This window comes from Acidovorax lacteus (assembly GCF_039540375.1).
Lineage (GTDB): Bacteria > Pseudomonadota > Gammaproteobacteria > Burkholderiales > Burkholderiaceae_C > Acidovorax_G > Acidovorax_G lacteus.
This window is the reverse complement of the sequence record NZ_BAABEX010000001.1, coordinates 89,713-113,590: the sequence shown is the minus strand read 5'-3', so window position 1 is coordinate 113,590 and position 23,878 is coordinate 89,713. Positions and strand designations below refer to the sequence as shown.

The window sequence follows — 23,878 nt, the reverse complement described above, 5'->3', positions numbered from 1 at the left end:
CGCACGGCGGGCGCACGGCCATCGGAGATCGCCCATGAGCCTGCTCAACGTCGGCGCACGCGCCCTCATGGCCAACCAGGTCGCCTTGCAGACGGCCGGCCACAACATTGCCAACGTCAATACACCGGGCTATTCGCGCCAGACGGTGTCGCTGCAAACGGTGCAGGGCCTGTTCACGGGCGGCGGCTACATCGGCCAGGGCGTCGATGTGCAGACCATCGTGCGCAACCACAGCGAGTTGCTCACGCGCCAGGCGGCCACGGCAGGTTCGGTACAGGCCGGCGATGCGGCGCGCGCGGCGCGCCTGCGCCAGTTGCAGGAAGTCTTCAGCGGCGGCCCTACGGGCCTGGGTGCGTCCATCAACGACATGATGAACGCGTTCGCCGACGTGGTGGGCTCGCCCACGGACATCACGGCGCGCACCGTGGCGCTGACCCGCATGGACGAGACGGCCACCCGCATGCGCGACTCGGCCGAGCGCATTGGCGAGATCCAGTACAACCTGCGCCAGGAACTGGAAACAAGCATCACCGCAATCAACAGCCTGGCCACGCGCATTGCGGACATCAACGACCAGATTGCGCGCGTCAAGGGCAACGGCCAAAGCCCCAACGACCTGCTGGATCAGCGCGACCAGTTGATCCGGGAGATGAACCAGTACGTGCAGGTCACGCAGATCCCGGCCGACGACGGCACGGTGGGCCTGTTCGTAGCGGGCAGTCAACCGCTGGTGCTGGGTTCCACCGCCACGCAGCTGTCCATCGGGGATGCCGAGGCGTTTCCGGGCAGCGGGCAGCTCAAGCTGTTCTTCAACCGCCCGGGCGTGACACCCAGCGAGATCGACGAGAACATGCTCGGCGGCGGATCGGTATCGGGCCTGCTGCGCTTTCACAACCAGGACCTGGCCGAAGGCCGCAACCTGCTGGGCCGCCTGGCACTGGGCATCGGCATGACGATGAACGCCCAGCACCGCATGGGCCTCACGCTCGACGGACAGGCTGGCACCAATCTGTTTGCGCTGCCGGCCAGCATGCCGGGCTACACCGGCGGCGCGGCTGTGGGCAATGTGAACTTCGCCAACCCCACGCAGTTCGTCGCGTCGGACTACGAGGTGCGCTTTGGCACCAGCCCGGCCGGCCAGGTGATCCGCTTGTCCGACGGCAAGGCCACGGCCTTCACCGACCTGACCAACCTTGCCAGCCTGAACATCGACGGGTTGACCTTCAACCTCACCACAGCCGGTGCCTCGGGCGAGCGGGTGCTGTTCAAGCCTTTCAGCACGGCCGCCAACAACATCCAGGCCCTGGTGGCTGCGCCGCGCGATCTGGCCGTGGCCAACCCCATCAACGCGGCCATGGGCACGACCAACGCGGGTACGCTGCAACTGGCCAACCTCAAGGCTACCAGCACCGGCTATGTGGCGCCGCCGATTCCCGGGGGCGTGACGCTGACCTTCACCGCAGGCCCGCCGGCCACCTACGGCGTCACGGGCTCCACCACGCCGCCATCGGGCACGACCGGGCTGGCCTACACCGCAGGCACTCCAATCGTCATCGATGGCTGGGAGATCACACTGCAGGGCACGCCACGCACCGGCGACACCGTGCGCGTAGGCAACGCGCTCGACCCGCAGTACGGCGATGCCTACAAGCGCAACGCTGGCAACGCCAGCGCGCTGCAGGCGCTGCGCGATGTGAAGATGTTCGACGAATCCAGCCTGAGCGACGGCTTCGCAGGCGCGATTGCCCAGATCGGCACCCGCACCCAGAGCGCGCTGTTCTCGGCCAAGCTGTCCGACACCATCGCTGCCAACCTTGAACGCGACCGCACCGCGGTCTCGGGCGTGAACCTGGACGAAGAGGCCGCCAAGCTGCTTCAATACCAGCAGGCGTACCAGGCCTCGGCCAAGATGCTGCAGATCGCGCAGAGCATCTTCGACACGCTGATCCAGGGCCTGGGCCGCTGAGCCCGCCGCATGCGCTGACAGGAGTTCCCCATGAGCAACATCTACCGGCTCGGCACGGCCAACATGTACGACAACACGCTGCGCAACCTGGGTGCGCGGCAGACCGATCTGTCGAACCTGCAAGAGAACCTGACCTCGGGCAAACGCGTGGTGCGCGCCAGCGACGACCCGGTGTCGGCGGCCCAGGCGGAGCGCGCGCTCAATCGCATTGCCCGCATCCAGAACGAACAGCGCGCGCTGGAGACGCAGCGCAATGCCATCGCCCAGGCCGAGTCTTCGCTGGGCGATGCGGTGTCGCTGGTGCAGAACATCCGGGAGCTCATCGTGAACGCTGGCAGCGGCACGCTGAGCACCAAGGACCGCGCCACGATCGCCAGCCAGATCGAGGGTCTGCGCGACCAACTGACCTCCGTGGCCAACCGCAAGGACACCAATGGCATTCCGCTGTTGGCGGCCCTGGGCAGTGCGCTGCAGCCCTTCGTCGGCCCGCTCAGCGGCAACCCGGACTACCTCTTTTCAGGTCTGCCCGGGCAAACCGCCGCACAGGGCGTGGGGCTGCCCAACACGCTCGATGGCGATTCGGCCTTCATGTTCCATCCGCAGCGCGACGGCGCCTACACCGCGAGCGTGAGCCCGCTGGCCAACGACCGCCAGCTCACCACCACGGCCGTCAAGCCCACCAACCTGGCGCTGGTCACGGGCGACAACTACAGCATCACCTTCAGCGCCGTAGGGCCTGGTGCCACGCTGGGCACGCTTACGGCGACGTACACCATCACCAACACCACTACCGGGGCGGTGTCGGCGCCGGTCACCGTCCCCGACTTCCCGGCGAACAAGCCCGTGACCATCGGCGTGACGGGCGTGCCGGGTCTGAGCTTCGACATCACCGGCATCCCGGCCAACGGGGACACGATCACGCTGCAACCCAGCGCCAGCATTTTCAGCACCATCGACGCCGCAGTGGCCGGCCTGCGGGGCGCGGCCAACAGCAACGCCGCCACCCAGGCGGTGGGCCAGGCCCTGGCCAACATCGACACGGGGCTGGACCGCATCCACAACATGCGTGGCTTTGCAGGCGAGCTGCTCAACCGCGCAGACCGCATCACCGGCGATCAGGAAAAGCGGTCCATCCAGCTGGAGGCCGACCGTTCGCGCGTGGAAGATCTCGATATGATCAAAGGCATATCGGACTTCCAGAACCAGCAGACCGGCTACGAGGCAGCCCTCAAGTCGTATGCGCAGGTTCAGCGGCTGTCCTTGTTCAATTTCCTGGGCTAGTGCCGTGCGCCGGGCGGGGCCCTGCAGGCACTGGTCCAACGCCTGAGTACCCATGGTCCAGTCCGTTCTTGGCAGTCTGCTGCTCGGTTACCGCCCACTGTGGAGCCGCGCCCGCAGTCTGGCTGGCATCCAGCTGTATGTGCAAAACGCCGGTGTGGCCGAGGTGGACATCGGCCACCTGCTGCGCACGGTGCACGAGCTCTGGACGGCCAGTTCGCCCCCCTTGCTGCTGTCGCCACTGTCGCGCCAACTGTTGTGCGACATGCTCGAACATGCGCCGCGCGGCACCCCCTGGATCGAGGTGCGCAGCGACTGGCTGGGCGATTCGGCGGTGCACAGCCGTGTCAAGGCGGCATGGCAGCGGGGTCTCAAGCTCGTGTGGCGGGGCCCGCTGTCGCGCCTGCCGGAGCCCGACACCGCACGCTGCTTTGACAACAGCCTGCTGTCGCTGACGCCCGAAGAAGCCGTGGCAGCGCTCAAGGCTGGCGTGCCGGGCAGCCGCGCTGGAGCGGTCAGCCCGATCATCGACGGCCAGATGTACGAAGGCATCCCCAGCCGTGCCTTGATGCAACACTGCCTGGACCAGCACCGCGCACTGGCGCTGGCCGGCTGGCCGACTGACGACCTGTTGCACCAGATGCGCCACCAGCCCATGCAGCCCTCGCACCACGCGATTGCGGCGCTCATGAAGGCCATCGACCAGGAGCAGTCCATCGACAGCTTCGAAGACCTGCTGGCCGAAGACCCATTGCTGGCCTACCGCTTCCTGCTGTACACCAACTCGGCTGCGGTGGGACTGCGCACCGGCATCGACACGCTGCGCCGCGGTCTGGTGATGATGGGCTATGGCCAGTTGCAGCGCTGGCTGTCCGATCAGCGCCCCTTCGCAAGCACCGAGCCCGACCTGGAGCCCGTGCGCCAGGCCCTGGTCATCCGTGCGCGCCTGACCTCGCACCTGCTCAATGCGGGCATCGAGCACGAACTGCGCCGCGAGGTGTACCTGTGCGGCCTGTTCTCGCAACTGTACTTGCTGATGCGCGAGCCCATGGGCACCTGCCTGCACCGCATTCCGCTGTCGCAGCGCATCTACGACGCCATCGTGCTGCACAGCGGCCCGTATTCGCCCGCACTGGAGATGGCCTGCGCGCTGGAAACCGACGACGCGAGCGCCATCCGTTCGCTGTGCGAAACGCATGAGCTCGACCGCGAGGAAGTCAACCGTGCGCTGCTGCGCGTGCTCTCCGACCTGGAAGTGCGCCGGCCTGCACCATCGGCCGTGGCGGCACGCTGACACGGCGCGCGCTCGGATTCACCGCACCTGTGACCGCACGCGCTGGTAGACGCGCCAGAATCCTGCGTCCTGCGTGGTCGCAAAGTTGATGCGCATGAGCGTGCTGGGGCGGCGTTCGGCATGGAACAGCGCCCCGGGCGCGAGCAGATAGCCCTCGTCCAGCATGCGCTGGGCCAGCGCATCGGTGTCCACGCCCGTGTCCACCCAGCCGAACAGGCCCGCAGGCTCGGCCGCAAACTGACAGCCAGCGGCCAGCGCCAGCTTGATGCTGCGCGCCCGCGCAGCATCGAGGCGTGTGCGAATGCGCTCGGCATGGCGGCGCAGCTGGCCTTGCTCGATGCACAGCGCAAGCGCCTTTTCGAGCAGCGCCGGGGTCGTGAGCGTGGCCAGCAACTTGGTGTCCAGCAACTGCTCCACCAGCGCGGGCGGCGCCGCAAGGAAGCCGATGCGCCAGTTGGGCGCGAGGATCTTGGCAAAGCCGCTCACATACAGCGTACGCTGCAGTCCGTCGAGCGCCGTCATGCGTGTGGCATGTTCAGGCGCGATGTGGCTGTAGGTATCGTCCTCGACCACATGGAAGTCGTGGCGGTGGGCCAACTGCAGCACCCGGTGTGCACTGCCCGGGGTGAGGCAGTGGCCCGTGGGGTTGTGGAACACGCTGACGCTCACATAGAGCTTGGGGCGGTGCTCTTCGCAGTAGCGGGCCATCACGTCCAGATCGGGCCCATCGGCACGGCGCGGCACCGGCAGAATCCGCATGCCCAGGGCGGCCAGGCGCGCAAACTCCACAGCCCAGCCCGGCTCCTCCACCATCACCGGATCGCCCGGTCGCAGCAGGGTGCGGCTGATGATGTCCAGCGCATGCGTGGCCCCCACAGTGGTGATGATCTGCGTGGGCGCAGCCTGTACGTTGAGGCTGGCCAGTTTTTGCGACAGCACGCGGCGCAGGTGGCTGTCGCCCAGCGGCTCACCGTACTGCAGCGAACAGTCCTGCAGCACGCGCGTGGAGGTCACCTTGCGCACGGCCGCGGGCATGAAGCTCGATTCGAGCCATTCGGCTGGAAAAACGCCCATGCCCGGCTGGGGTTTGTCGCTGATGCGGTGAAACATCCCGCGGATCAGCGCCGTCGCATTCACAGGCGGCGCGCCGCGCGCCACCGTGCGTGCCGCCCACCAGTGCGCGGTGCTCCAGCCCTCAACAACGCCGCTCTCATCACGCGCCGGTACGGGTGCATCGGGCCGCCCGCCGGCCTCGCGCACGAAGAACCCGCGGTTCTTGCGGGCTTCGACCAGGCCCTGGGCCAGCAGCTGGTCGTAGGCGGCCACCACGGTAGAGGGGCTCACGCCATGCTGGCTGGCGCATTGCCGTACCGAGGGCAGCCGTGCCCCCGGCGCGAGCAGACGGGTGCGAATGCGTTCGGCGAAACGCGTGGACAGCTGCTCGGTGAGCGACTGGGTGGGGCTGCGCATGAGCATGGGGGTCCTTGGCAATCAGAATGGACGGTGGAACGCGGCGTGCAGCGCAAGGGGGCTGCACCTGTATTGCCTTGTCGGGCAATACAGATGCCGCACTGCGCTAGCAAACTGTATGGGTTGTGTATTGCTTGCGAGGGTACAGTGGCCTGGTCTTTTCACGCAAGCCCCTGCCCACCCCGGACTGGTCGATGAGCATTTCCGAGCTGACTGCCCTGCTGCTGTTCTGCACCGCGATGAGTTTCTCGCCCGGGCCGAACACCACGCTCTCGACCGCACTGGCGGCCAACCTGGGGCTGCAGCGGGCGCTGCGTTTCTGTCTGGCCGTGCCTACGGGCTGGACCCTGCTCATGCTGGCCAGTGGCCTGGGCCTGGGTGCATTGGTCACCGGCGTACCCGCGCTGCGCTGGGCAGTGACGGCCACGGGCGTGGGCTACATGCTCTGGTTGGCCTGGAAGCTCGCGCGCGCCGGCCAGCTCACGGCGGTGGACACGGCGCGCCTGAACGTGGGGTTCTGGCAAGGCGTGGGCCTGCAGTTCGTGAACATCAAAGCCTGGATGCTGGCACTCACGCTGACTGCGGGCTGGGTGGTCAATGCCGCGGGGCAGCCTGCGCCCAACCCGGGCGAGCGGCTGGCCATCATCTGCGCGGTGATGGTGTTCTTCGCGTTCAGCAGCAACCTCACCTACGCGCTCGTGGGCTCGCTGCTGCGGGGCTGGCTGGCCCAAGGCCAGCGGCTGCTGTGGTTCAACCGCGTACTGGCCGGCGTGCTCGTGGCCACCGCCCTCTGGATGCTCACCCTATGACCGCTCAGGAAAAACGGGGCCTGTGGCTGGGTTTGCTCGGCGTGACGATTTTTGCCCTCACGCTGCCCATGACCCGGCTGGCCGTGGGCACGCCCGAGGCGCCGCAGATGTCCGGCCTGTTCATCGCCAGCGGCCGTGCGGTGCTGGCGGCGGCGCTGTCGGCCCTGTTCCTCTGGGCCACGCGCGCGCCCTGGCCCGCACGGCGCGACTGGGGGCCGCTGGCCCTCACAGCGGGTGGTGTGGTGGTGGGCTTTCCGCTGCTCACCTCGCTGGCCATGCGCCACGTCGAGGCCGTGCACGCCAGCGTGATCGTGGGGGTGCTGCCCCTGGCCACGGCGGCCGTGGGCGCGCTGCTGCACCGCCAGCGGCCATCGGTGGGCTTTTGGGCCTGTGCGGCGCTGGGCAGCGCGCTGGTGGTGGGCTTTGCGCTGCTGCGCTCGGGCCAAAGCGGCCTCGCGCTGCACCCGGCCGACCTGCTGCTGCTGGGCGCCATGGCCTGCGCCGCCGTGGGCTACGGCGTGGGCGCACGGCTGTCGCAACGCCTGCGGGCCGAGCACGTGATCTGCTGGGCGCTGGTGATCGCACTGCCCCTGTCGCTGCCCGCTGCGTGGTGGAGCCGCCCACTGGCACCGGTATCAACCGCCGCCTGGGGCGCGTTTGGCTATGTGGCGGTGTTTTCGATGTGGCTGGGCTTTTTTGCCTGGTACCGCGGCCTGGCGCTCGGCGGCACGGTGCGCGTGAGCCAGGTGCAATTGATCCAGCCCTTCCTGGGCATGCTGTTTGCCGTGCCGCTGCTGGGCGAGCAACTGGATGCCGTGACACTGGGCTTTGCGCTCGCCGTGATTACCACCGTGTTCGCAGGCCGGCGCATGCCCGTGCATGCACGGCCTGCCGGAGCCGCCACACGCTGAACCTGCGATCGATTCCAACCGAGTATTTCAAGGAGACCTCTGTATGAACCTGAACGACCTGCCCACCTCCACGCCCTGGCGCATGGCGCGCCGCGCAGCGCGCATGAACCCCTCGGTGATCCGCGAGATCCTCAAGGTCACCGAGAAGCCCGGCATCATCAGCCTGGCTGGTGGCCTGCCCTCGCCCAAGACCTTCCCGGTGGCCGAGTTCGCAGCCGCGTCGGCCACAGTGCTCGCACAGGACGGCCCGGCCGCGCTGCAATACGCCGCCAGCGAAGGCTACGCGCCGCTGCGCCAGGCGATTGCCGACTTCCTGCCCTGGGACGTCAACCCCGATCAGGTGCTGATCACCACCGGCTCGCAGCAGGCGCTGGACCTGATCGCCAAGGTGCTGCTCGACGACAGCAGCCGCGTGCTGGTGGAGACGCCCACCTACCTGGGCGCGCTGCAGGCCTTCACCCCCATGGAGCCCACGGTGGTGGCCGTGGACAGCGACCACGAGGGCGTGCTGGTCGATGATCTGCGCGCCAAGGTGGGCACGGGCGACGACAAGGCCCGCTTTCTGTATGTGCTGCCCAACTTCCAGAACCCCACGGGCCGCACCATGAGCGAAGCCCGCCGCGCAGCGCTCGTGCAAGCCGCAGCAGAGCTGGGCCTGCCACTGGTCGAAGACAACCCCTACGGAGACCTGTGGTTCGACACCCCCCCGCCCGCCCCGCTCACGGCCCGCAACCCCGAGGGCTGCATTTACATGGGCTCGTTCTCCAAGGTGCTGGCACCGGGCCTGCGCCTGGGGTTCATCGTGGCCCCCCAGGCCGTGTACCCCAAGCTGCTGCAGGCCAAGCAGGCGGCCGACCTGCACACGCCCGGCTACAACCAGCGCCTGGTGGCCGAGGTGATGAAAGGCGGCTTCCTGGACCGCCATGTGCCCACGATCCGGACGCTCTACAAGGCGCAGTGCGAGGCGATGCTGACCGCGCTCACCCGCGAAATGGCGGGGCTGGATGTGCAATGGAACCGCCCGGACGGCGGCATGTTCCTGTGGGTGCGTCTGCCCGCGGGCATGAGCGCGATCGACCTGCTGCCCAAGGCCGTGGAGCGCAATGTGGCCTTTGTGCCGGGCGCGGCCTTCTACGCCAGCGACGCCGATCCGCGCACACTGCGCCTGTCGTTCGTCACCTCCACCCAGGAGCAGATCGCCGCGGGCATTGCCGCGCTCGCAGCCGCGATCCGCGATCTGCAGGGGAGCTGAGCCATGCTGCACCTGTGGGGACGGCTGTCGTCCATCAATGTGCGCAAAGTGGTCTGGACCCTCCAGGAACTGGGCCTGCCTGCACAACGCACCGACGCAGGCGGAGCCTTCGGCCTTGTGCAGGAGCCCGACTACCTTGCGCGCAACCCCAACGGCCTCGTGCCCCTCATCGAAGACGAGGGGCTTGTGCTGTGGGAGTCCAACAGCATCGTGCGGTACCTGTGCGCGCGCCACGCAACCGGCACGCTCTACCCCGAGGCCCTGCACCAGCGCTTTGTGGCCGAGCAGTGGATGGACTGGCAGCAGACCACGCTGAACCCCGCCGGGCGCGACGCCTTCATGCAGTGGATTCGCACGCCCGCAGCCGAGCGCGATGCCGCCCGCATCGCAGCGTCGGTGGCGCGCACCGAGCCCCTGCTCTCGCTGCTGGATGCCCACCTGTCGCGCCAGGCCTGGATGGCGGGCGACTACTTCACCATGGCCGACATCCCGATCGGCTGCGAAATCCACCGCTGGTGGGGCCTGCCGCAGCCGCGCCCCACGCTGGTGCATCTTGAGCGTTGGTACGGGCAGCTCCTGCAACGCCCTGCTGCGCGCGGCGTGCTCGATATGGCACTATCCTGAAGACCTGTGCCCCACCCTGCCGATTGATCGCCATGCACGCGCGCCCGTTCAAACAGATTGACGTGTTCACCGACCGTCCCGGCTACGGCAACCCCGTGGCCGTCGTGCTCGACGCACAAGGCCTGAGCGATGCCGACATGCGCCGCTTTGCCGCCTGGATGAACCTGTCGGAGACCACCTTTTTGCTGCCGCCCACCGCCGAAGGGCTGGCGGCCGGGGCCGACTACCGCCTGCGCATCTTCAGTCCCCGGGGCGAGCTGCCCTTCGCGGGCCACCCCACGCTGGGCACCTGCCACGCCTGGCTGCAGGCAGGCCATGTCCCGCGCAACCCGGCGGTGGTGGTGCAGGAAACAGCGCTTGGGCTCGTGCGGATTGCCCGCGAGGGCGAACGCCTGGCTTTTGCAGCGCCGCCCCTCAAGCGCTACAGCCCGAGTCCGGCCCTGGTGCCTCTGGTGGCCAGCGCGCTGGGCCTGCGGCCGCACCAGATTCTGGGTGCGCAGATGCTGGACAACGGCCCGGTCTGGCTCGGTCTGCTGGTGGACAGCGCGCAGACCGTGCTGGGCCTGCAGCCCGACCATGCGCGGCTCAAAGACCTGGGCCAGGACGTGGGTGTGGTGCATGTCGGCCCCCAGGCCGACCAGACGGGCGCCTCGGGGGTGGTGGTCCGGGCGTTTGCCGCGCCCATGGGCAACCCCGAAGACCCGGTGACCGGCAGCCTCAACGCCAGCCTGGCCGAATGGCTGATCGCCGAGGGGCTGGCCCCGCGCGGCTACCAGGTGGCGCAGGGCGAATGCCTGGGCCGCGCGGGGCGTGTGCACATCCGCCACGACGACACCGGGCAGGTGTGGGTCGGCGGCCACTGCGTGACCTGTATCGAGGGCACGGCCCTGCTGTGAACCCGGGGGCAGCACCAGCGCCCTCACACCGCAACCCTGGATTCCGGTGCACCGCACCGGCGGGAAAGCCGCGCCCGAACGCAGCGGACGGCCCGCCGGACCCGCTTGCCCTCAAAAGCCTTCCAAACCTCCCGTTTCACACCCCAGGAGATCTTTGCCATGACCTTGCGCCCCTTCCAACAGGTGGACGTATTCACCGAAACGCCCTACCGCGGCAACCCACTGGCCGTGGTGCTGGACGGTACCGGGCTTTCGACCGAAGACATGCAACAGTTCACGCGCTGGACCAACCTCTCCGAGGCCACCTTTGTGCTGCCGCCCACCCCCGAAGGCCGCGCGGCCGGGGCCGACTACCGCGTGCGCATCTTCTACCCGGCGGGCGAGTTGCCCTTTGCCGGCCACCCCACGCTGGGCACCTGCCACGCCTGGCTGCGCGCAGGCGGCCAGCCCCAGCGGCCCGGCCAGGTGGTGCAGGAATGCGGCGTGGGCCTGGTCGCCATCCGCCAGCAGGATGCGCAACTGGCCTTTGCCGCGCCGCCCCTGCGCCGCAGCGGCCCGCTGCCCGAAGCCGATGTGGCGCTGATCGCGCGGGGCCTGGGTGTGGCGCGCGCCGACATCGTGCAGCACGCCTGGTGCGACAACGGCCCGGGCTGGCGGGCCGTGCTGCTGCGCTCGGCCGAGCAGGTGCGCGCACTGCGGCCCGACGCGGCCGTGCTCGCGGGCCTGGACATCGGCGTGGTGGGCCCGCGCGGCAAGGTGGGCGTGGTGGGCGCAGCCGACGCCGAGGGCATCGCCTTCGAGGTGCGGGCCTTCTTTCCGGGCAACAACGGTCTGGCCGAAGACCCGGTGACCGGCAGCCTCAATGCGGGGCTGGCGCAATGGCTCATCGGCGCAGGCCTGGCCCCGCGCCAGTACGTGGCCGCGCAGGGCACCTGCCTGGGCCGCGCCGGGCGCGTGCATGTGCAGCAAGAGGGCGACACGATCTGGGTGGGCGGCCAGTCGGTTACCTGCATGCAGGGCGAGGTGCGGCTGTGAGCACCGCCTGCGTAGACCACCTGGTGGTGCTGGCCGCCGACCTGGCCAGCGGCGTGGACTGGTGCGAACGCACCCTGGGCGTGCGCCCTACGGCGGGCGGCGAACACCCGCTCATGGGCACGCACAACCGCATCCTCAATGTCTCCAGCCCCGCCCACCCCAGGGCTTATCTGGAGGTGATTGCTATCAACAATGAAGCAATAAAACAAGCACCGGCAAGCACAAGCCGATGGTTTGACATGGACGATCCGGCGCTGCAGGCGCAGGTCGCGGCGCAGGGACCGCAGCCCATCCACTGGGTGGCCAGCCTGCCCGATGTGGCCGCAGGCTGCACCGCGCTGGCCGCCTTGGGGCTGGACCGCGGCCCGCTGATCACGGCCAGCCGCCCCACGCCGCAGGGCCTGCTGCAGTGGCAGATCAGCGTGCGCCCCGACGGCCAGCGCCTGCTGGACGGCTGCCTGCCCACGCTGATCCAGTGGGGGGCTGTACACCCCTGCGACAGCCTGCCCCCCTGCGGCGTGGCGCTGGAGCGGCTGGCGCTGCAGCACCCGCAGGCCCCGCTGCTGCAGGCTGCCGTGTCGGCGCTGGGTCTGCACACCGCCGTGCCGGTGCAGACCGCGGCCGTGCCGCGCATCGAGGCCACGCTGCACACGCCGCGCGGGCCGCTCACGCTCCATTCCCTGCCCATGCCGGGCTGACACCTTGCCCCCGAAAGCCCTTGCCATGACCGCACGCCTGGACCCCACCGCCCTGCTGCCCACGTTGGCCGACATCGAAGCCGCCGCCGCCGTGGTGTACCGCGACTTTCCGCCCACGCCCCAGTACCGCTGGGGACTGCTCAGCGAGCGCCTGGGCACCGACTGCTGGCTCAAGCACGAGAACCACACGCCAGTGGGCGCCTTCAAGATTCGAGGCGGCCTCACCTACTTCGACCAGCTCGCGCAGCGCGGCGCACTCCCGCGCGAGGTGGTCAGCGCCACGCGCGGCAACCACGGCCAGAGCATGGGCTGGGCCGCACGCCGCCACGGCGTGGCCTGCACCATCGTCGTGCCGCACGGCAACTCGGTCGAAAAGAACGCCGCCATGCGCGCCCTGGGCGTGACGCTCATCGAGCACGGCGAAGATTTCCAGGAAGCCCGCGAGCACGCGATGCGCCTGGCCGCCGAGCGCGGCGCGCACATGGTGCCCAGCTTCCACCCCGACCTGCTGCGCGGCGTGGCCACCTACTGGTGGGAGTTTTTGCGCGCCGTGCCGCAGCTCGATGTGGTGTACGTGCCCATCGGCCAGGGCTCGGGCGCGTGCTCGGCCATTGCCGCCAAGCACGCGCTGCAGCACCCGGTACGCGTGGTGGGCGTGGTCAGCCGCCATGCCACGACCTATGCCGACTCGATCGCCGCGGGGCGCGTGGTCGAATCCCCGGTGAGCACCCAACTGGCCGACGGCATGGCCTGCCGCGTGGCCGACGCCGACGCCCTGGCCGTGCTGGCCCCGCACCTCGACCATGTGGTGCAGGTCAGCGACGATGAGGTGGCCGCCGCCATGCACGCCCTGTTCACCGACACGCACAACGTGGCCGAAGGCGCGGGGGCTGCGCCCCTGGCCGCCGCGCTGCAAGAGCGGGCGGCGCTGCGCGGGCAGCAGGTGGGCCTGGCGCTCACCGGCGGCAATGTCGACGCCGCGGTGTTTGCGCACACCCTGCGCGCAGGCTGAACCACCGCCGGCCCCCGGCGACTGGCGCGCGGGCGCCACGGCCGTGCCAGGCTCGTCGCACGGGCGACAAGAGGCGTGCAGGCGCTTTCTGAGAATCGTGCCCATGGGAACCCTGCACCTCGTGCGCCACGGCCAGGCCTCGTTTGGCGCCGACGACTACGACCAGCTGAGTGCGCGCGGCATGGAACAGGCCGTGCGCCTGGGCCAGTTCTGGCGTGACCGCGGCCTGCGCTTTGACGCCGTGCTCACCGGCACGCTGCGCCGCCATGCGCAAACGCTGCAGGGCATTGCCGAAGGCCTGGGCGGCGTGCCCGAAGCGCTGGCCCTGCCGGGCCTGAACGAATACGACAGCCACGCGCTGATCGAGGCCATCCACCCCGACCCCCTGCCCAAGCCCGACACGCCCGAGCTGTACCGCCACCACTTCCGCCTGCTGTGCGACGCGCTGGCCCAGTGGATGGGTGGCACCATCTCGCCGCGCGGCATGCCGAGCTGGGATGGCTTTTCCGACGGCGTGCGCAGCGCGCTCGAACATGTGCGCCGCCACCATGCGGGCCAGCAGGTGCTGCTGGTGAGCAGCGGCGGGCCGATCTCGACCGCCGTGGGCCAGGTGCTGGGCACCGCGCCCGAGGTGACGATTGCGCTGAACATGCGCATCCGCAACAGCGCCGTCACCGAGTTCAGCATCAGCCCCAAGCGGCTCATGCTGCAGACCTTCAACACCCTGCCCCACCTCAACGAGCTGGCGCACCAGGACTGGATCACCCACGCCTGAGCGGCCACGCAGCAGCGGCAGGGCGCCTTAGCCCGGCGCGCGCCCGCCCCGCAGGCGATAGGTGCGCGGCAGTTGCGCGCCTTGCGTGGCGCGCAATGCATCGGCATTGGCCTGCAGGCGCGCCAGGGCCGTGTCGAGCGCCGCGACGTCGGCGGCCGGCAGCCCGTCCAGCAAGGCCAGATTCAACGCCCGTACCTGCGGAAACAGTGCCTCGTACACGGCCCGGCCCTCGGCCGTGGGCGCCAGGCGTGCCTTGCGTTGGTCGCCGGGCTGGGGCTCGCGCGTGATCAGGCGCTTGGCGCACAACGAGGTGATGGCACGCGAGGTGCGCGCGCGGTCCAGCCCCAGGCGCTCGGCCAGCGCCGCGGGCGGCAGGCCCGGCTGCTGCACCAGCCACATGAGCAGCCCCCACTCGCGCCGCGTGATGCCGTAGCCGCCCTCGCACAGCCGGATGACCAGGCTGCCCGACACCGCCATGACCCGGTTGAGCCGGTACATGAGCAACTGCTGCGCCACCTGCGGGTCGCACAAGCTGGAGTCGGGCATCAGGGTTCTCCCGGTCGATGGTTGATTTGAACAACCGATTGTCACGCGCCTAGAGTGACCTGCTGCAGCGCCGCCCATCGGGGGCGGCCGCGTCTGGAGACCCTGCACCATGTGGACCTCGCCCCTGCGCCCCCTGCTGGCCGCGCTCAGCACCCTCACCGCCGCCCTGGCGCTGGCCACGCCCGCCGCGCAAGCCCAGCCCGCGGCAGCTGCCGCCGATGCGCCGCTGCGCCTGGTGGTGGGCTACCCGGCCGGCGGCTCGAGCGACCGCGTGGCCCGCATCGTGGCCGACAAGCTGCAGGCCCGGCTGGGCAGCCCGGTGATCGTCGAGAACAAGATCGGCGCGGGTGGGCGCGTGTCGGCCCAGTACGTGAAGGCCGCCCCGGCGCAGCAGCCCATGCTGCTGCTGGCCAACCCGGCCGTAATGGTGGTGGCCCCGCTGGTGTACCCCGACGCCGGCTACGACGCCGAGCGCGACTTCCAGGCCGTGAGCCATGTGAACAGCTACGAATTCGGCGTGGCCGTGGGCAGCGCCGTGCCCGTGCGCGAGCTGCCCCACCTGCTGGCCTGGCTGCGCGCCAACCCCGACAAGGCCAACTTCGGCGTGCCCGCCACCGGCAGCCTGCCGCACTTTTTTGGCCTGATGGTCGGTGACGCCGCGCAGGTGCGCGCCGAGATCGTGGGCTACCGCGGCTCGGCCCCGCTGCTCACCGACCTGATCGGTGGCCAGGTGCCCGTGGCCTTCGACACCTTCGACAGCCTGCTGCCCCAGCACGAGGCCGGCAAGGTCCGCCTCCTGGCCGTCTCGAGCGCCCAGCGCAGCCCGCTGGCCCCGCAAGTGCCCACCTTCAAGGAGTCGGGCCTGAACCTGGCCGCCACCGGCTGGAACACGTTCTTTGCCCCTGCCAGCATGCCGGCCGGGCAGGTGAACCGGCTGGCCACGCTGATCCACGAGGTGATGCGCGACCCCGACACACGCCGCAAGTTCGAGGCCGCCAAGATGGAGCCCGTGGCCGCCAGCCGCGCGCAGACCGAGGCCATGCTCAAGGCCTACAAGGCGCAGTGGGCCCCCGTGGTGCAACGGGCGGGCATCAAGCCCTGAAAGCGCCTGCCATGCCTGTGCGCCCTTCCATCGTTTTCATCGTCGCCGACGACCTCGGCTACGCCGATCTGGGCTGCTACGGCGGCCGCGACGCCGCCTTTGGCCCGGTCTCGCCCACGCTCGACGCGCTGGCCGCGCGGGGCCTTCGCCTCACGCAGGGCTATGCCAACTCGCCCGTGTGCTCGCCCACGCGCTTTGCGCTGATGACGGGCCGCTACCAGTACCGGCTGCGCGGCGCGGCCGAAGAGCCCATCAACAGCAAAAGCCGCGGCAGCACCACCCTGGGCCTGCCGCCCGAGCACCCCACGCTGCCCTCGCTGCTGCGCGGCGCGGGCTACCGCACGGCGCTCATGGGCAAGTGGCACCTGGGCTATCCGCCCGCGTTCGGGCCGCTGCGCTCGGGCTACGACGAGTTCTTCGGCCCCATGTCGGGCGGGGTGGACTACTTCACGCACTGCAGCTCCACCGGCCAGCACGACCTGTACCTGGGCGATGCCGAGCAGCAGGCCGATGGCTACCTGACCGACCTGATCACCGAGCACGCGCTCGGCTTCGTGCGCCGCAGCGCCGGGGCTGCGCGCAGCGGCACGCCGTTTTTTCTGAGCCTGCACTACACCGCCCCGCACTGGCCCTGGGAAACGCGCGACGACGCGCACCTGGCGCCCGAGGTGCGGCGCAACCTGTTCCACCTGCACGGCGGCAACATCGAAACCTACCGCCGCATGATCCACCACATGGACGAAGGCATCGGCCGCCTGATGGCGCTGCTGCGCGCCGAGGGGCTGGAGCGCGACACGCTGGTGGTGTTCACCAGCGACAACGGCGGCGAGCGCTTTTCCGACAACTGGCCGCTGGTGGGCGGCAAGATGGACCTGACCGAAGGCGGCATCCGCGTGCCCTGGATCGCCCACTGGCCCGCGGTGATCGCCCCGGGCGGCGTGAGCGCCCAGACCTGCATGACCATGGACTGGACGGCCACGCTGCTCGACGCCGCAGGCGTGCCCGCCGCCGCCAGCCACCCGCTCGACGGCCGCTCGCTGCTGCCGCTGCTGCACGACGCCACCTGGCGCGACGAGCAACCGCTGTTCTGGCGCATGAACCACCGCGGCCAGCGCGCCCTGCGCGACGGCCGCTGGAAGTACCTGCGCGTGGCCGGGGTGGACTACCTGTTCGACCTGGCCAGCGACGAACGCGAACGCGCCAACCACGCATCCGTGGCCCCAGAGCGCCTGGCGGCCATGCGCGCCGCCTGGGAGGCCTGGAACGCCAGCATGCCGCCCATTCCAGAGGACGCGACGGTGAGCCTGGGCTATTCGGTGCAGGACATGCCGCCGCGCTGAGGGCGTGCACGGCGCACCCCGCACGGCCGCGGCACGCAGCTGGCGCACTGCGAGCGCCAGAAACGCGAGCAGTTGAAAGACCCTCGCAGGCGATCGCACGGCGCCGCTGCGCCGTGGTGTGGCTGCGATTGAACGGAAGCAGGCGAACCGAACTTCAAGCCAAATCGCTTTCTCGTGCTTATAAATCAAGCACGAGCAGCTACCAAAACAATAGCAAAATGAACAGCAGGCCCCGCCCGGTGGTGCCCGGGGTTCACAGGCCTGCCCCGCTTCAGGCCTGTTCGCGCAGCGCGCTCTCCAGCGGCAGGTCCACCAGCTCGGTCAGCAGCGCGGCCAGCGCGCTGCCCGCGGCTTCGACCAGTGCGCGCCCGTGCTCGGCGGTGGCGGCCTGGGCTTCGCCCACCGCACCGCTGGCGTGGTAGTCCTGGATGGCCCAGCCCAGCTTGGCGCTCTTGCCGTTGCCCAGGATGGCATAGCGCTCGGCGCGGTCTTGCGAACGCGAGCGGAAGTGGCCAGCCTGCGCCATGCGCACCTGCGCTGGGGCCAGGTGCAGCATCATCGAGGTCTCGATGGCCCCGGCATGGATGCCGAAGCGGTGCTCTTCGGCGCTGAACAGGCCCTGCACCGCGGCGGGCAGCGGCAGGTTGAACCAGCTCGTGCTCACCGTCAGCAAGCCGTGGCGCTGGCGCAGTTCGCGCGCCACGATGTCCATCACGGCCACGTTGCCGCCGTGGCTGTTCAAGAGCAGCAGCTTCTTCACGCCCGCGCGGGCCACGCAGGCCCCGATCTCCGACCACAGCGCGATCACCGTGGCGGGCGACAGCGTGAGCGTGCCCGCAAAGGCGGTGTGCTCGGTCGAAAGGCCCACGTTCTGCGGCGGCAACACCAGCACCGGCAGCGCGGGCGCGAGCTGCGGCAGCGCCGCGTCGATCACGCCCTGCAGCAGCGTCGCATCCACGGCCAGCGGCAGGTGTGGGCCATGCTGCTCGATGGCCGCCACGGGCAGCACGGCCACGGTGCGCCCGGCCAGGCCCGAGGCCTGCGCCTCGGCGAAGTCGGTGGTGGCCAGGTGGGCCCACTGGCGGCTGGGCCAGGCGGCAAGGGGGGCGGCGGGCATCGGCAGTGCGGGGCGCGTCAACCGAGGACGATTTCGTCCTGGTGGTTGGCGATGTGGAAGCTGTGGGCCAGGCGGTAGTCGTCTTTGCCGAGCGCTCCGTATGCAAAGTGCGGGCGCAGCGGGCCGCTGTGGTGCTCAAAGCGCAGCAGCGAAGCCCGCAGTCGCAAGGCGGCATGCCGCCAGTCGGTGGTCTGGCTCAGCGCGGGCGCGCCCGGGATCGGCTCGTCCAGCGGGTGGCTCATCTTGCCGCGCCAACGGAAGTAGGCAAACGCCGCAGCCCCCGCGGTGTGCTGGAACCACGCGGGCTTGGGCTCGGGAAAGCCATCGAGACTCATCTCCACGCTCTGGGCGAGGTGTTCCAGCACGGCCACCAGCGGCCAGGCACCAGTGGCGCGGGCCTGCGGGGCTTTGTAGAGCTGTTCGGTCCAGCGCAAGGATTCGGCCATGCGGGCCACAGGATCGGCCCCGGCCCACGCGGCCCAGGGAACGGCGGCGGCCAGCGGGGCCCCCAGCAAGGTTCGGCGTTTCATAGACAGTGATGGTAGCGCGCACAGCGCTCAGTGCAGCACCCACACCAGCAGATGCCCGGCCGCCGCCAGCAACAGGCCGGTGCTGGCCCAGCCGGGCACGCGCTGCCAGGCGCGAGGCCCGGCGTGCGCAGCCGACCACCCCAGCAGCAAGGACAGCAACAGCACACCCAGCCACAAGCCGCACCAACCCGCCCACACAATGCCCCGCCCCATGCACCCAAAGCCTTCGCAGCGCAGCGTGAAGCCCACGTACGACAGCCATGCGAGCGCAGCCAGCCCCGCCACCAGCAGCGCCAGCCCCAGCGACCACAGCGCCCGCACCCACGCTGCGGCGGGCGTGGCGGACGTGGCGGCCGACGGCGCAACCGGCGGTGCCATCAGGGCATCGGCGGGGACTTCGGTGGGGGCATCGGCAAACGGCGGCATGTCGGGAACGGGCATCGCAGGCTCCAGGGCGCGAAACAGCCGGGCCAGCGTAACAGTCTGCAGCCACCGCCGAGCTGCCAGCCGTCCCGCTACCATCGCCGCATGACCGATGCCTTGTTCCGCGACGACGCCTACCTGCGCGAATGCAGCGCCCATGTCACCGCCGTGCTGCCCGACGGCGGCATCGTGCTCGACCGCACCGTGTTTTACCCGCTGGGCGGCGGGCAGGCGGGCGACAGCGGCACGCTGCGCCTGGCCGACGGCCGCACCCTGACCGTGGCCGACACCCGCAAGGGCAAAGACGCCGACGGCCGCGCCACGGCCGACATCGTGCACCTGCCCGCGCCCGGGCAAGAGGCGCTGCTCGCCACCCTGGCACCCGGGCAGGCGGTCACCGCCTGCATCGACTGGGAGCGCCGCCACCGCCTGATGCGCCTGCACACCACCACGCACCTGCTGTGCCACCTGGTGCCGCAACTGGTCAACGGCTGCTCCATCACCGACAGCGGCGCACGCCTGGATTTCGCCATGACCGATCCGCTGGACAAAGAGCAGCTCACCGCAGGCATTGCCGCGCTAGTGGCGGCCGCGCACCCGGTGACAGTGGCGTCCATCACCGACGCCGAGCTGGATGCCAACCCCGCGCTGGTCAAGAGCATGAGCGTGCAGCCCCCGCGCGGCAGCGGCCATGTGCGCACCATCCGCATTGGCGGCGACGCCGGTGTGCCGCTGGTGGACTTGCAACCCTGCGGCGGCACGCATGTGGCCAACACGCGCGAGATCGGCGCGGTGCTGGTCACCAAGATCGAGAAGAAAAGCGCCACCACGCGCCGCGTGGTGCTGGCCTTCGCCTGAGCGGCGGCCGCTCCTGGTTGTATTGCGGGGTTCGGGGCCGGTTGTGCGCGCCGCACCCCACCTTGGGTGAAGATCGATGTTGAGTTTTGTCTCCCGGTGGGATCGCCTCTGGCCCGCGCGCTGGCGTACCCCGCGCGGCCTGGCGGCACGCCGCTGGCTGCTGCGCACGGCCGCGTCCGTGCTCGCGCTGTGGGCGCTGCTGTGGCTACTGGCCCCGTTGGCGCGTGCGCCGCTGGAGCGCGTGGCATCCGGCGCACTCGGGCGCACGGTGCACATTGGCAGCCTGTCGCTGCGCCCCTGGTCGCTCACGCTGGTGCTGCAAGACGTGCGCGTGGCCCACGCCCAGGGCCAGGCCGAGACCGGCACACCGCAACTGGCCATAGACCGCGTGGCCGTGAATGCCGCCGCGCGCTCCCTGCTGCTGTGGGCCCCGGTGATCGACAGCCTCGACATCGACCACCCCGCCCTGGTGCTGCGCCACCGGGGCGAGGGGCATTACGACGTGGACGACCTGCTGGACCGCTGGCTGGCGCCCGCCACCCCGCCAAGCAGCGGCCCGGCGCGCTTTGCGCTCTACAACCTCGCGCTGCGCGGCGGCAGTGTGCGCTTTGCCGACGCGGCCGTGCAGCAGACGCACACGGTGGAAGACCTGACCGTGCAACTGCCCTTTGTGAGCACCCTGGGTGCCGCACGCGAGGTGCGCATTGCGCCCCGCCTGGCCTTCACGCTCGATGGCAGCCGCTTCGACACAGCCGCACAGGCCCAACCCTTTGCGCCGCAGCAGCGCACCGAGGCCCGCATCCGCTGGGACGGGGTGGACCTGGCCCCCTACCTGGCCTACTGGCCAGCCACCTTGCCCGTTCGGCCCCAGGCCGCGCGGCTGGACGCCGACCTCACCCTCACTTTTGAAGACCGCACGCCCCCGCTGCTGCAGTTGCAGGGCACGCTGCAAGTGCACGGCCTCGACCTGCGCACGCGCGACGGTGCGCCGCTGCTCTCGCACGAACGTCTGACCTTGGCCTTTGAAGACCTGCGCCCCCTGGAAGCCCAGGCCCGCATCGGCAGCCTGGAATGGACAGCCCCGGTGCTGCATCTGCACCGCAACGCGCAGGGCCAGTGGGTCGGCCTACCAGCGCCCGGCGGCCCCACAGCCGCCAACCCGCCCGCCGCCGCCACCACCGCGCGCAGCGCCTGGCAGGTGGCGGTGCGCGATGCGCGCATGGCCGGAGGCACGGTGCACTGGCGCGACGAGTCGGTAGACCCTGCGGCCAGCCTGTTGCTGCGCGATGTGGCGCTGCACCTGCGCGATGCCGACAGCCAGGGCCGCAGCCGCGCCACCCTGGAGGCCAGCGCCACCCTGCCGCAAGGCCGTGTGCAGCTCCAGGGCCAGGGCCAGCCGCAAGCGCTGGAACTGCAGGCCAGCTTGCAGGACGTAGGCCTTGCCCAAGCCCAGCCCTATCTGGCCCACTGGTTCGACGGCCGCTGGAGCGGGCGGATTGGCGGCACCGTGGGCCTGCAATGGCGCGATGCGGCCGCCACCGGCAGCGCTACGCCAGCGCCACCGGCGCCCGGAGCCAGCGCGCCCACCACAGCCCCTTCTGCGTCGAACGAGCCGGCTTCAGTGGGCTGGGTGCTCACGGCAGCGCCGCTGGTGGTGCAAGACCTGGCGTTCGAACATGCGGGCCGCACCGCTGTCGGCCTGGGGCGGCTGGACATCGAAGGCCTGCGCGCCGACGGTGCCGCGCGCACGCTGTCGGTAGAGCGCATCGCCTTGCAGGCCCCGCAACTGCAGGCCGAGCGCGATGCCCAGGGCCGATGGATGGCCGAACGGTGGTGGCGCCACAGCGGCACCGGCGCAAACGCCGTGCCCCCCACAGCCGCCGCGCCCGACGCACAGGGCGCCCCTGGGGCGGCGTCGGCCGCTTCGGCCCCTGTGAGCAGCGCTCAGACCGCGGCCACCGCCACCTCCCCTGCCTGGCAGTGGCGCGTGGCGCGGCTTGAAATGGCCAAAGGCCGCTTCGCCCTGCGCGACGCTGCGGCGGTGCGCCCCGTCGCGCTGCAACTGACCGACCTGCAACTGGCCGCGGGCGCACTGGATTCGCACAACCCCACCCCCGCCGCAGTGCGCCTGGTCACGCGCGTGGCCTACGGCGACGCCGCTGCCGGGCGTCTGAGCTACGACGGCACGCTGGCCCTGGTGCCGCACTGGGCCCTGGCCGGGCGCGTGGAGGCACGCCAATGGCCCCTGCAGGCCCTGGACGGCTACCTGGCCCAGCACCTGGCGCTGCAACTGGAGCGCGCCGAGGGCGGCTTTGCAGGGGATGTGGCCATGGCCCTGCGCCCGCAGGGGCTGGACGCCACGGTCAGCGGAGACCTGCTGATCGACAAGCTGCGCGCCCGCACCACGCAGGTGTTTTCCACCCGGACGGCCGAGGAAGTGGGCGACGACCTGCTGGCCTGGAACAGCCTGAACCTGCAGGGCCTGCGCTGGCAGCAGACGCCGGGCGCGGTGCCCCAGCTGTCGGTGCGGGCCACCACGCTCAGCAACTTCTACGCGCGGGTGGCCATCAACGAGCAAGGGCAGCTCAACCTTGCGCAGCTGCGCCAGGCACCGCGCGACGGGCCGCCAGCGCCCACCGACAGCGCAGCCACCCCGGGTGCGCCTCTGGCGGCCAGCGCGGCCTCTGTCCCGGCATCGGGCCCGGTGCCCGGAGCGGCCGCACCGCCACCGGCCGTAGCCCTGTCGTTCGGCCCCGTGAGCCTGGTGCAGGGGCATGTGCGCTTTTCCGACGACTACATACGCCCGGCGTACGCGGCCGAACTCACGGGCCTGACGGGGCGGCTGGGGGCGTTCGACAACACGGGCACACTGCCCCCGGCCGAGCTGGAACTGCGGGGCCGCGCCGAGGGCACTGCCTCGCTGGAAGTCACCGGCCAGCTGATGCCGCTGGCCGACCCGATGGTGCTGGACATCCGCGGCCGCATGCGCGACCTGGAGCTGCCGCCCCTCAGCCCGTACAGCGTGAAGTACGCGGGCCATGGCATCGAACGCGGCAAGCTGAGCCTGGACGTGGCCTACGAGGTGCTGCCCAGCGGTGAACTGCGCGCGCGCAACAAGCTGGTACTGCGCCAGCTGACGTTCGGCGAGCCCGTGGCCGGCGCACCGGCGAGCCTGCCGGTGCGGCTGGCGGCGGCGCTATTGGCAGACCGCAACGGCGTCATCGACATCGAGCTGCCGGTGAGCGGGTCGCTCAAGGACCCGGAATTCAGCATTGGCCCGGTGGTCGCACGGCTGCTGGGGAGCGTGCTGCGCAAGGCACTGACGGCGCCGTTCAGCCTGCTGATGGGCGGCGCGTCGGGTGGCGACACCAGCTCGGGCGTGGTGGTGTTTGCCCCTGGCAGCGCCCAACCCACCGATGCGGCACGCGAGCAGGTCCGCGGCATGGCCGAGGCCCTGGCGCAGCGGCCCCAGGTGCAGCTCACCGTGACGGGCGTTGCCCTGGCACAGGCCGAACGCGATGCCCTGCAGCATGCGCGGCTGGAGCGCCGCCTGCTGCAGGAAAAACGCCGCCAGAACCCGCAAGACGACAGCCCGGTGCAGGCGGCCGAACGCAGTGCGCTGCTGCGGGCGCTGTACCTGCGCAGCGACGTGCCCAAACCGCGCACCCTGCTGGGCCTGCCCAAGGAACTGCCGGACGCCGACATGGAAACCCTGCTGCGCACGCAAGACCGCGTGGACGATGCCGCACTGCGCGAGCTGGCCTCCCAGCGCGCCCAGGCCGTGCGCCAGCTGCTGGTCGAGCGCGGCCTGGCCGACGAGCGCATCTTTGTTGCAGCACCCCGGGCGGTGGACGGGGCATCTGAAGGCAGCCCGCGCGCCGAACTGTCGGTGGCGACACAATGACGGGCCCGGGGCGCTTGGAGGCGGAACCATCTGCCCGC

The 23,878-nt window shown here is 70.4% G+C and carries 21 protein-coding genes; 16 read left to right on the top strand and 5 right to left on the bottom strand.

Features of this window, described 5'->3' with window-relative positions; translation table 11 throughout:
• Window positions 1-34 precede the first annotated feature (34 nt).
• Genes flgK through ABD866_RS00560 form a run of 3 tightly spaced genes read left to right on the top strand, consistent with a single transcriptional unit; the run spans window position 35 to window position 4,538 of the window.
• Window positions 35-1,966, top strand: a complete 1,932-nt coding sequence (flgK, locus tag ABD866_RS00570; RefSeq protein WP_345060150.1) for a flagellar hook-associated protein FlgK — start codon at window positions 35-37, stop codon at window positions 1,964-1,966.
• A 30-nt stretch (window positions 1,967-1,996) separates the two neighbouring features.
• On the top strand, window positions 1,997-3,247 hold the full coding sequence (gene flgL, locus ABD866_RS00565) for a flagellar hook-associated protein FlgL (protein WP_345060148.1): 1,251 nt from the start codon (window positions 1,997-1,999) through the stop codon (window positions 3,245-3,247).
• 52 nt (window positions 3,248-3,299) lie between these two features.
• On the top strand, window positions 3,300-4,538 hold the full coding sequence (locus tag ABD866_RS00560; RefSeq protein WP_345060146.1) for an HDOD domain-containing protein: 1,239 nt from the start codon (window positions 3,300-3,302) through the stop codon (window positions 4,536-4,538).
• Between the two features lie 18 nt (window positions 4,539-4,556).
• On the opposite strand, the gene ABD866_RS00555 is transcribed toward ABD866_RS00560, so the two are convergent.
• Complete coding sequence (locus ABD866_RS00555) at window positions 4,557-6,014, bottom strand: aminotransferase-like domain-containing protein (protein ID WP_345060144.1); 1,458 nt, start codon at window positions 6,012-6,014, stop codon at window positions 4,557-4,559.
• A gap of 188 nt (window positions 6,015-6,202) precedes the next feature.
• Between ABD866_RS00555 and ABD866_RS00550 the strand changes: the two genes are divergently transcribed.
• The 9 genes from ABD866_RS00550 to ABD866_RS00510 all read left to right on the top strand — a co-directional run bounded on the left by ABD866_RS00550 (window position 6,203) and on the right by ABD866_RS00510 (window position 14,020).
• On the top strand, window positions 6,203-6,817 hold the full coding sequence (locus tag ABD866_RS00550; RefSeq protein ID WP_345060142.1) for a LysE family translocator: 615 nt from the start codon (window positions 6,203-6,205) through the stop codon (window positions 6,815-6,817).
• Window positions 6,814-7,728 (top strand): DMT family transporter, encoded by a 915-nt coding sequence (locus ABD866_RS00545; protein ID WP_345060140.1) that lies wholly within the window; start codon window positions 6,814-6,816, stop codon window positions 7,726-7,728. Before ABD866_RS00550 ends, ABD866_RS00545 begins: the two co-directional genes overlap by 4 nt.
• 43 nt (window positions 7,729-7,771) lie before the next feature.
• Window positions 7,772-8,980, top strand: a complete 1,209-nt coding sequence (locus tag ABD866_RS00540) for an aminotransferase-like domain-containing protein (protein ID WP_345060138.1) — start codon at window positions 7,772-7,774, stop codon at window positions 8,978-8,980.
• A gap of 3 nt (window positions 8,981-8,983) precedes the next feature.
• Window positions 8,984-9,604, top strand: coding sequence for a glutathione S-transferase (locus ABD866_RS00535; RefSeq protein ID WP_345060136.1), 621 nt, complete (start codon window positions 8,984-8,986; stop codon window positions 9,602-9,604).
• Between the two features lie 32 nt (window positions 9,605-9,636).
• Window positions 9,637-10,500: a PhzF family phenazine biosynthesis protein gene (locus ABD866_RS00530; protein WP_345060134.1), complete on the top strand. Its 864-nt coding sequence runs from the start codon at window positions 9,637-9,639 to the stop codon at window positions 10,498-10,500.
• A gap of 159 nt (window positions 10,501-10,659) precedes the next feature.
• On the top strand, window positions 10,660-11,535 hold the full coding sequence (locus ABD866_RS00525) for a PhzF family phenazine biosynthesis protein (protein ID WP_345060132.1): 876 nt from the start codon (window positions 10,660-10,662) through the stop codon (window positions 11,533-11,535).
• Window positions 11,532-12,233 (top strand): VOC family protein, encoded by a 702-nt coding sequence (locus ABD866_RS00520; protein WP_345060130.1) that lies wholly within the window; start codon window positions 11,532-11,534, stop codon window positions 12,231-12,233. Before ABD866_RS00525 ends, ABD866_RS00520 begins: the two co-directional genes overlap by 4 nt.
• A gap of 25 nt (window positions 12,234-12,258) precedes the next feature.
• Window positions 12,259-13,245 (top strand): threonine dehydratase, encoded by a 987-nt coding sequence (locus ABD866_RS00515; RefSeq protein ID WP_345060128.1) that lies wholly within the window; start codon window positions 12,259-12,261, stop codon window positions 13,243-13,245.
• 103 nt (window positions 13,246-13,348) lie between these two features.
• Window positions 13,349-14,020, top strand: coding sequence for a histidine phosphatase family protein (locus tag ABD866_RS00510; protein ID WP_345060126.1), 672 nt, complete (start codon window positions 13,349-13,351; stop codon window positions 14,018-14,020).
• Window positions 14,021-14,047: 27 nt separating this feature from the next.
• Here the strand turns inward: ABD866_RS00510 and ABD866_RS00505 are convergent, their stop codons facing one another.
• Complete coding sequence (locus ABD866_RS00505; protein ID WP_345060124.1) at window positions 14,048-14,566, bottom strand: MarR family winged helix-turn-helix transcriptional regulator; 519 nt, start codon at window positions 14,564-14,566, stop codon at window positions 14,048-14,050.
• Between the two features lie 109 nt (window positions 14,567-14,675).
• Here ABD866_RS00505 and ABD866_RS00500 point away from each other — a divergent pair, with 109 nt between their 5' ends.
• Both ABD866_RS00500 and ABD866_RS00495 read left to right on the top strand, forming a co-directional pair.
• Window positions 14,676-15,668: a tripartite tricarboxylate transporter substrate-binding protein gene (locus ABD866_RS00500; RefSeq protein ID WP_345060122.1), complete on the top strand. Its 993-nt coding sequence runs from the start codon at window positions 14,676-14,678 to the stop codon at window positions 15,666-15,668.
• Window positions 15,669-15,679: 11 nt separating this feature from the next.
• On the top strand, window positions 15,680-17,008 hold the full coding sequence (locus tag ABD866_RS00495; protein WP_345060120.1) for a sulfatase family protein: 1,329 nt from the start codon (window positions 15,680-15,682) through the stop codon (window positions 17,006-17,008).
• A 271-nt stretch (window positions 17,009-17,279) separates the two neighbouring features.
• Here the strand turns inward: ABD866_RS00495 and ABD866_RS00490 are convergent, their stop codons facing one another.
• From ABD866_RS00490 to ABD866_RS00480, 3 genes are read right to left on the bottom strand one after another with little or no spacing between them, the layout of a single operon-like run.
• Window positions 17,280-18,125, bottom strand: coding sequence for a creatininase family protein (locus ABD866_RS00490; RefSeq protein WP_345060118.1), 846 nt, complete (start codon window positions 18,123-18,125; stop codon window positions 17,280-17,282).
• Window positions 18,126-18,142: 17 nt separating this feature from the next.
• On the bottom strand, window positions 18,143-18,655 hold the full coding sequence (locus ABD866_RS00485; RefSeq protein ID WP_345060116.1) for a DUF1569 domain-containing protein: 513 nt from the start codon (window positions 18,653-18,655) through the stop codon (window positions 18,143-18,145).
• A gap of 27 nt (window positions 18,656-18,682) precedes the next feature.
• On the bottom strand, window positions 18,683-19,096 hold the full coding sequence (locus ABD866_RS00480; RefSeq protein WP_345060114.1) for a hypothetical protein: 414 nt from the start codon (window positions 19,094-19,096) through the stop codon (window positions 18,683-18,685).
• 87 nt (window positions 19,097-19,183) lie between these two features.
• Here ABD866_RS00480 and ABD866_RS00475 point away from each other — a divergent pair, with 87 nt between their 5' ends.
• On the top strand, window positions 19,184-19,936 hold the full coding sequence (locus tag ABD866_RS00475) for an alanyl-tRNA editing protein (RefSeq protein ID WP_345060111.1): 753 nt from the start codon (window positions 19,184-19,186) through the stop codon (window positions 19,934-19,936).
• Between the two features lie 79 nt (window positions 19,937-20,015).
• On the top strand, window positions 20,016-23,840 hold the full coding sequence (locus ABD866_RS00470; protein WP_345060109.1) for a DUF748 domain-containing protein: 3,825 nt from the start codon (window positions 20,016-20,018) through the stop codon (window positions 23,838-23,840).
• Window positions 23,841-23,878 lie beyond the last annotated feature (38 nt).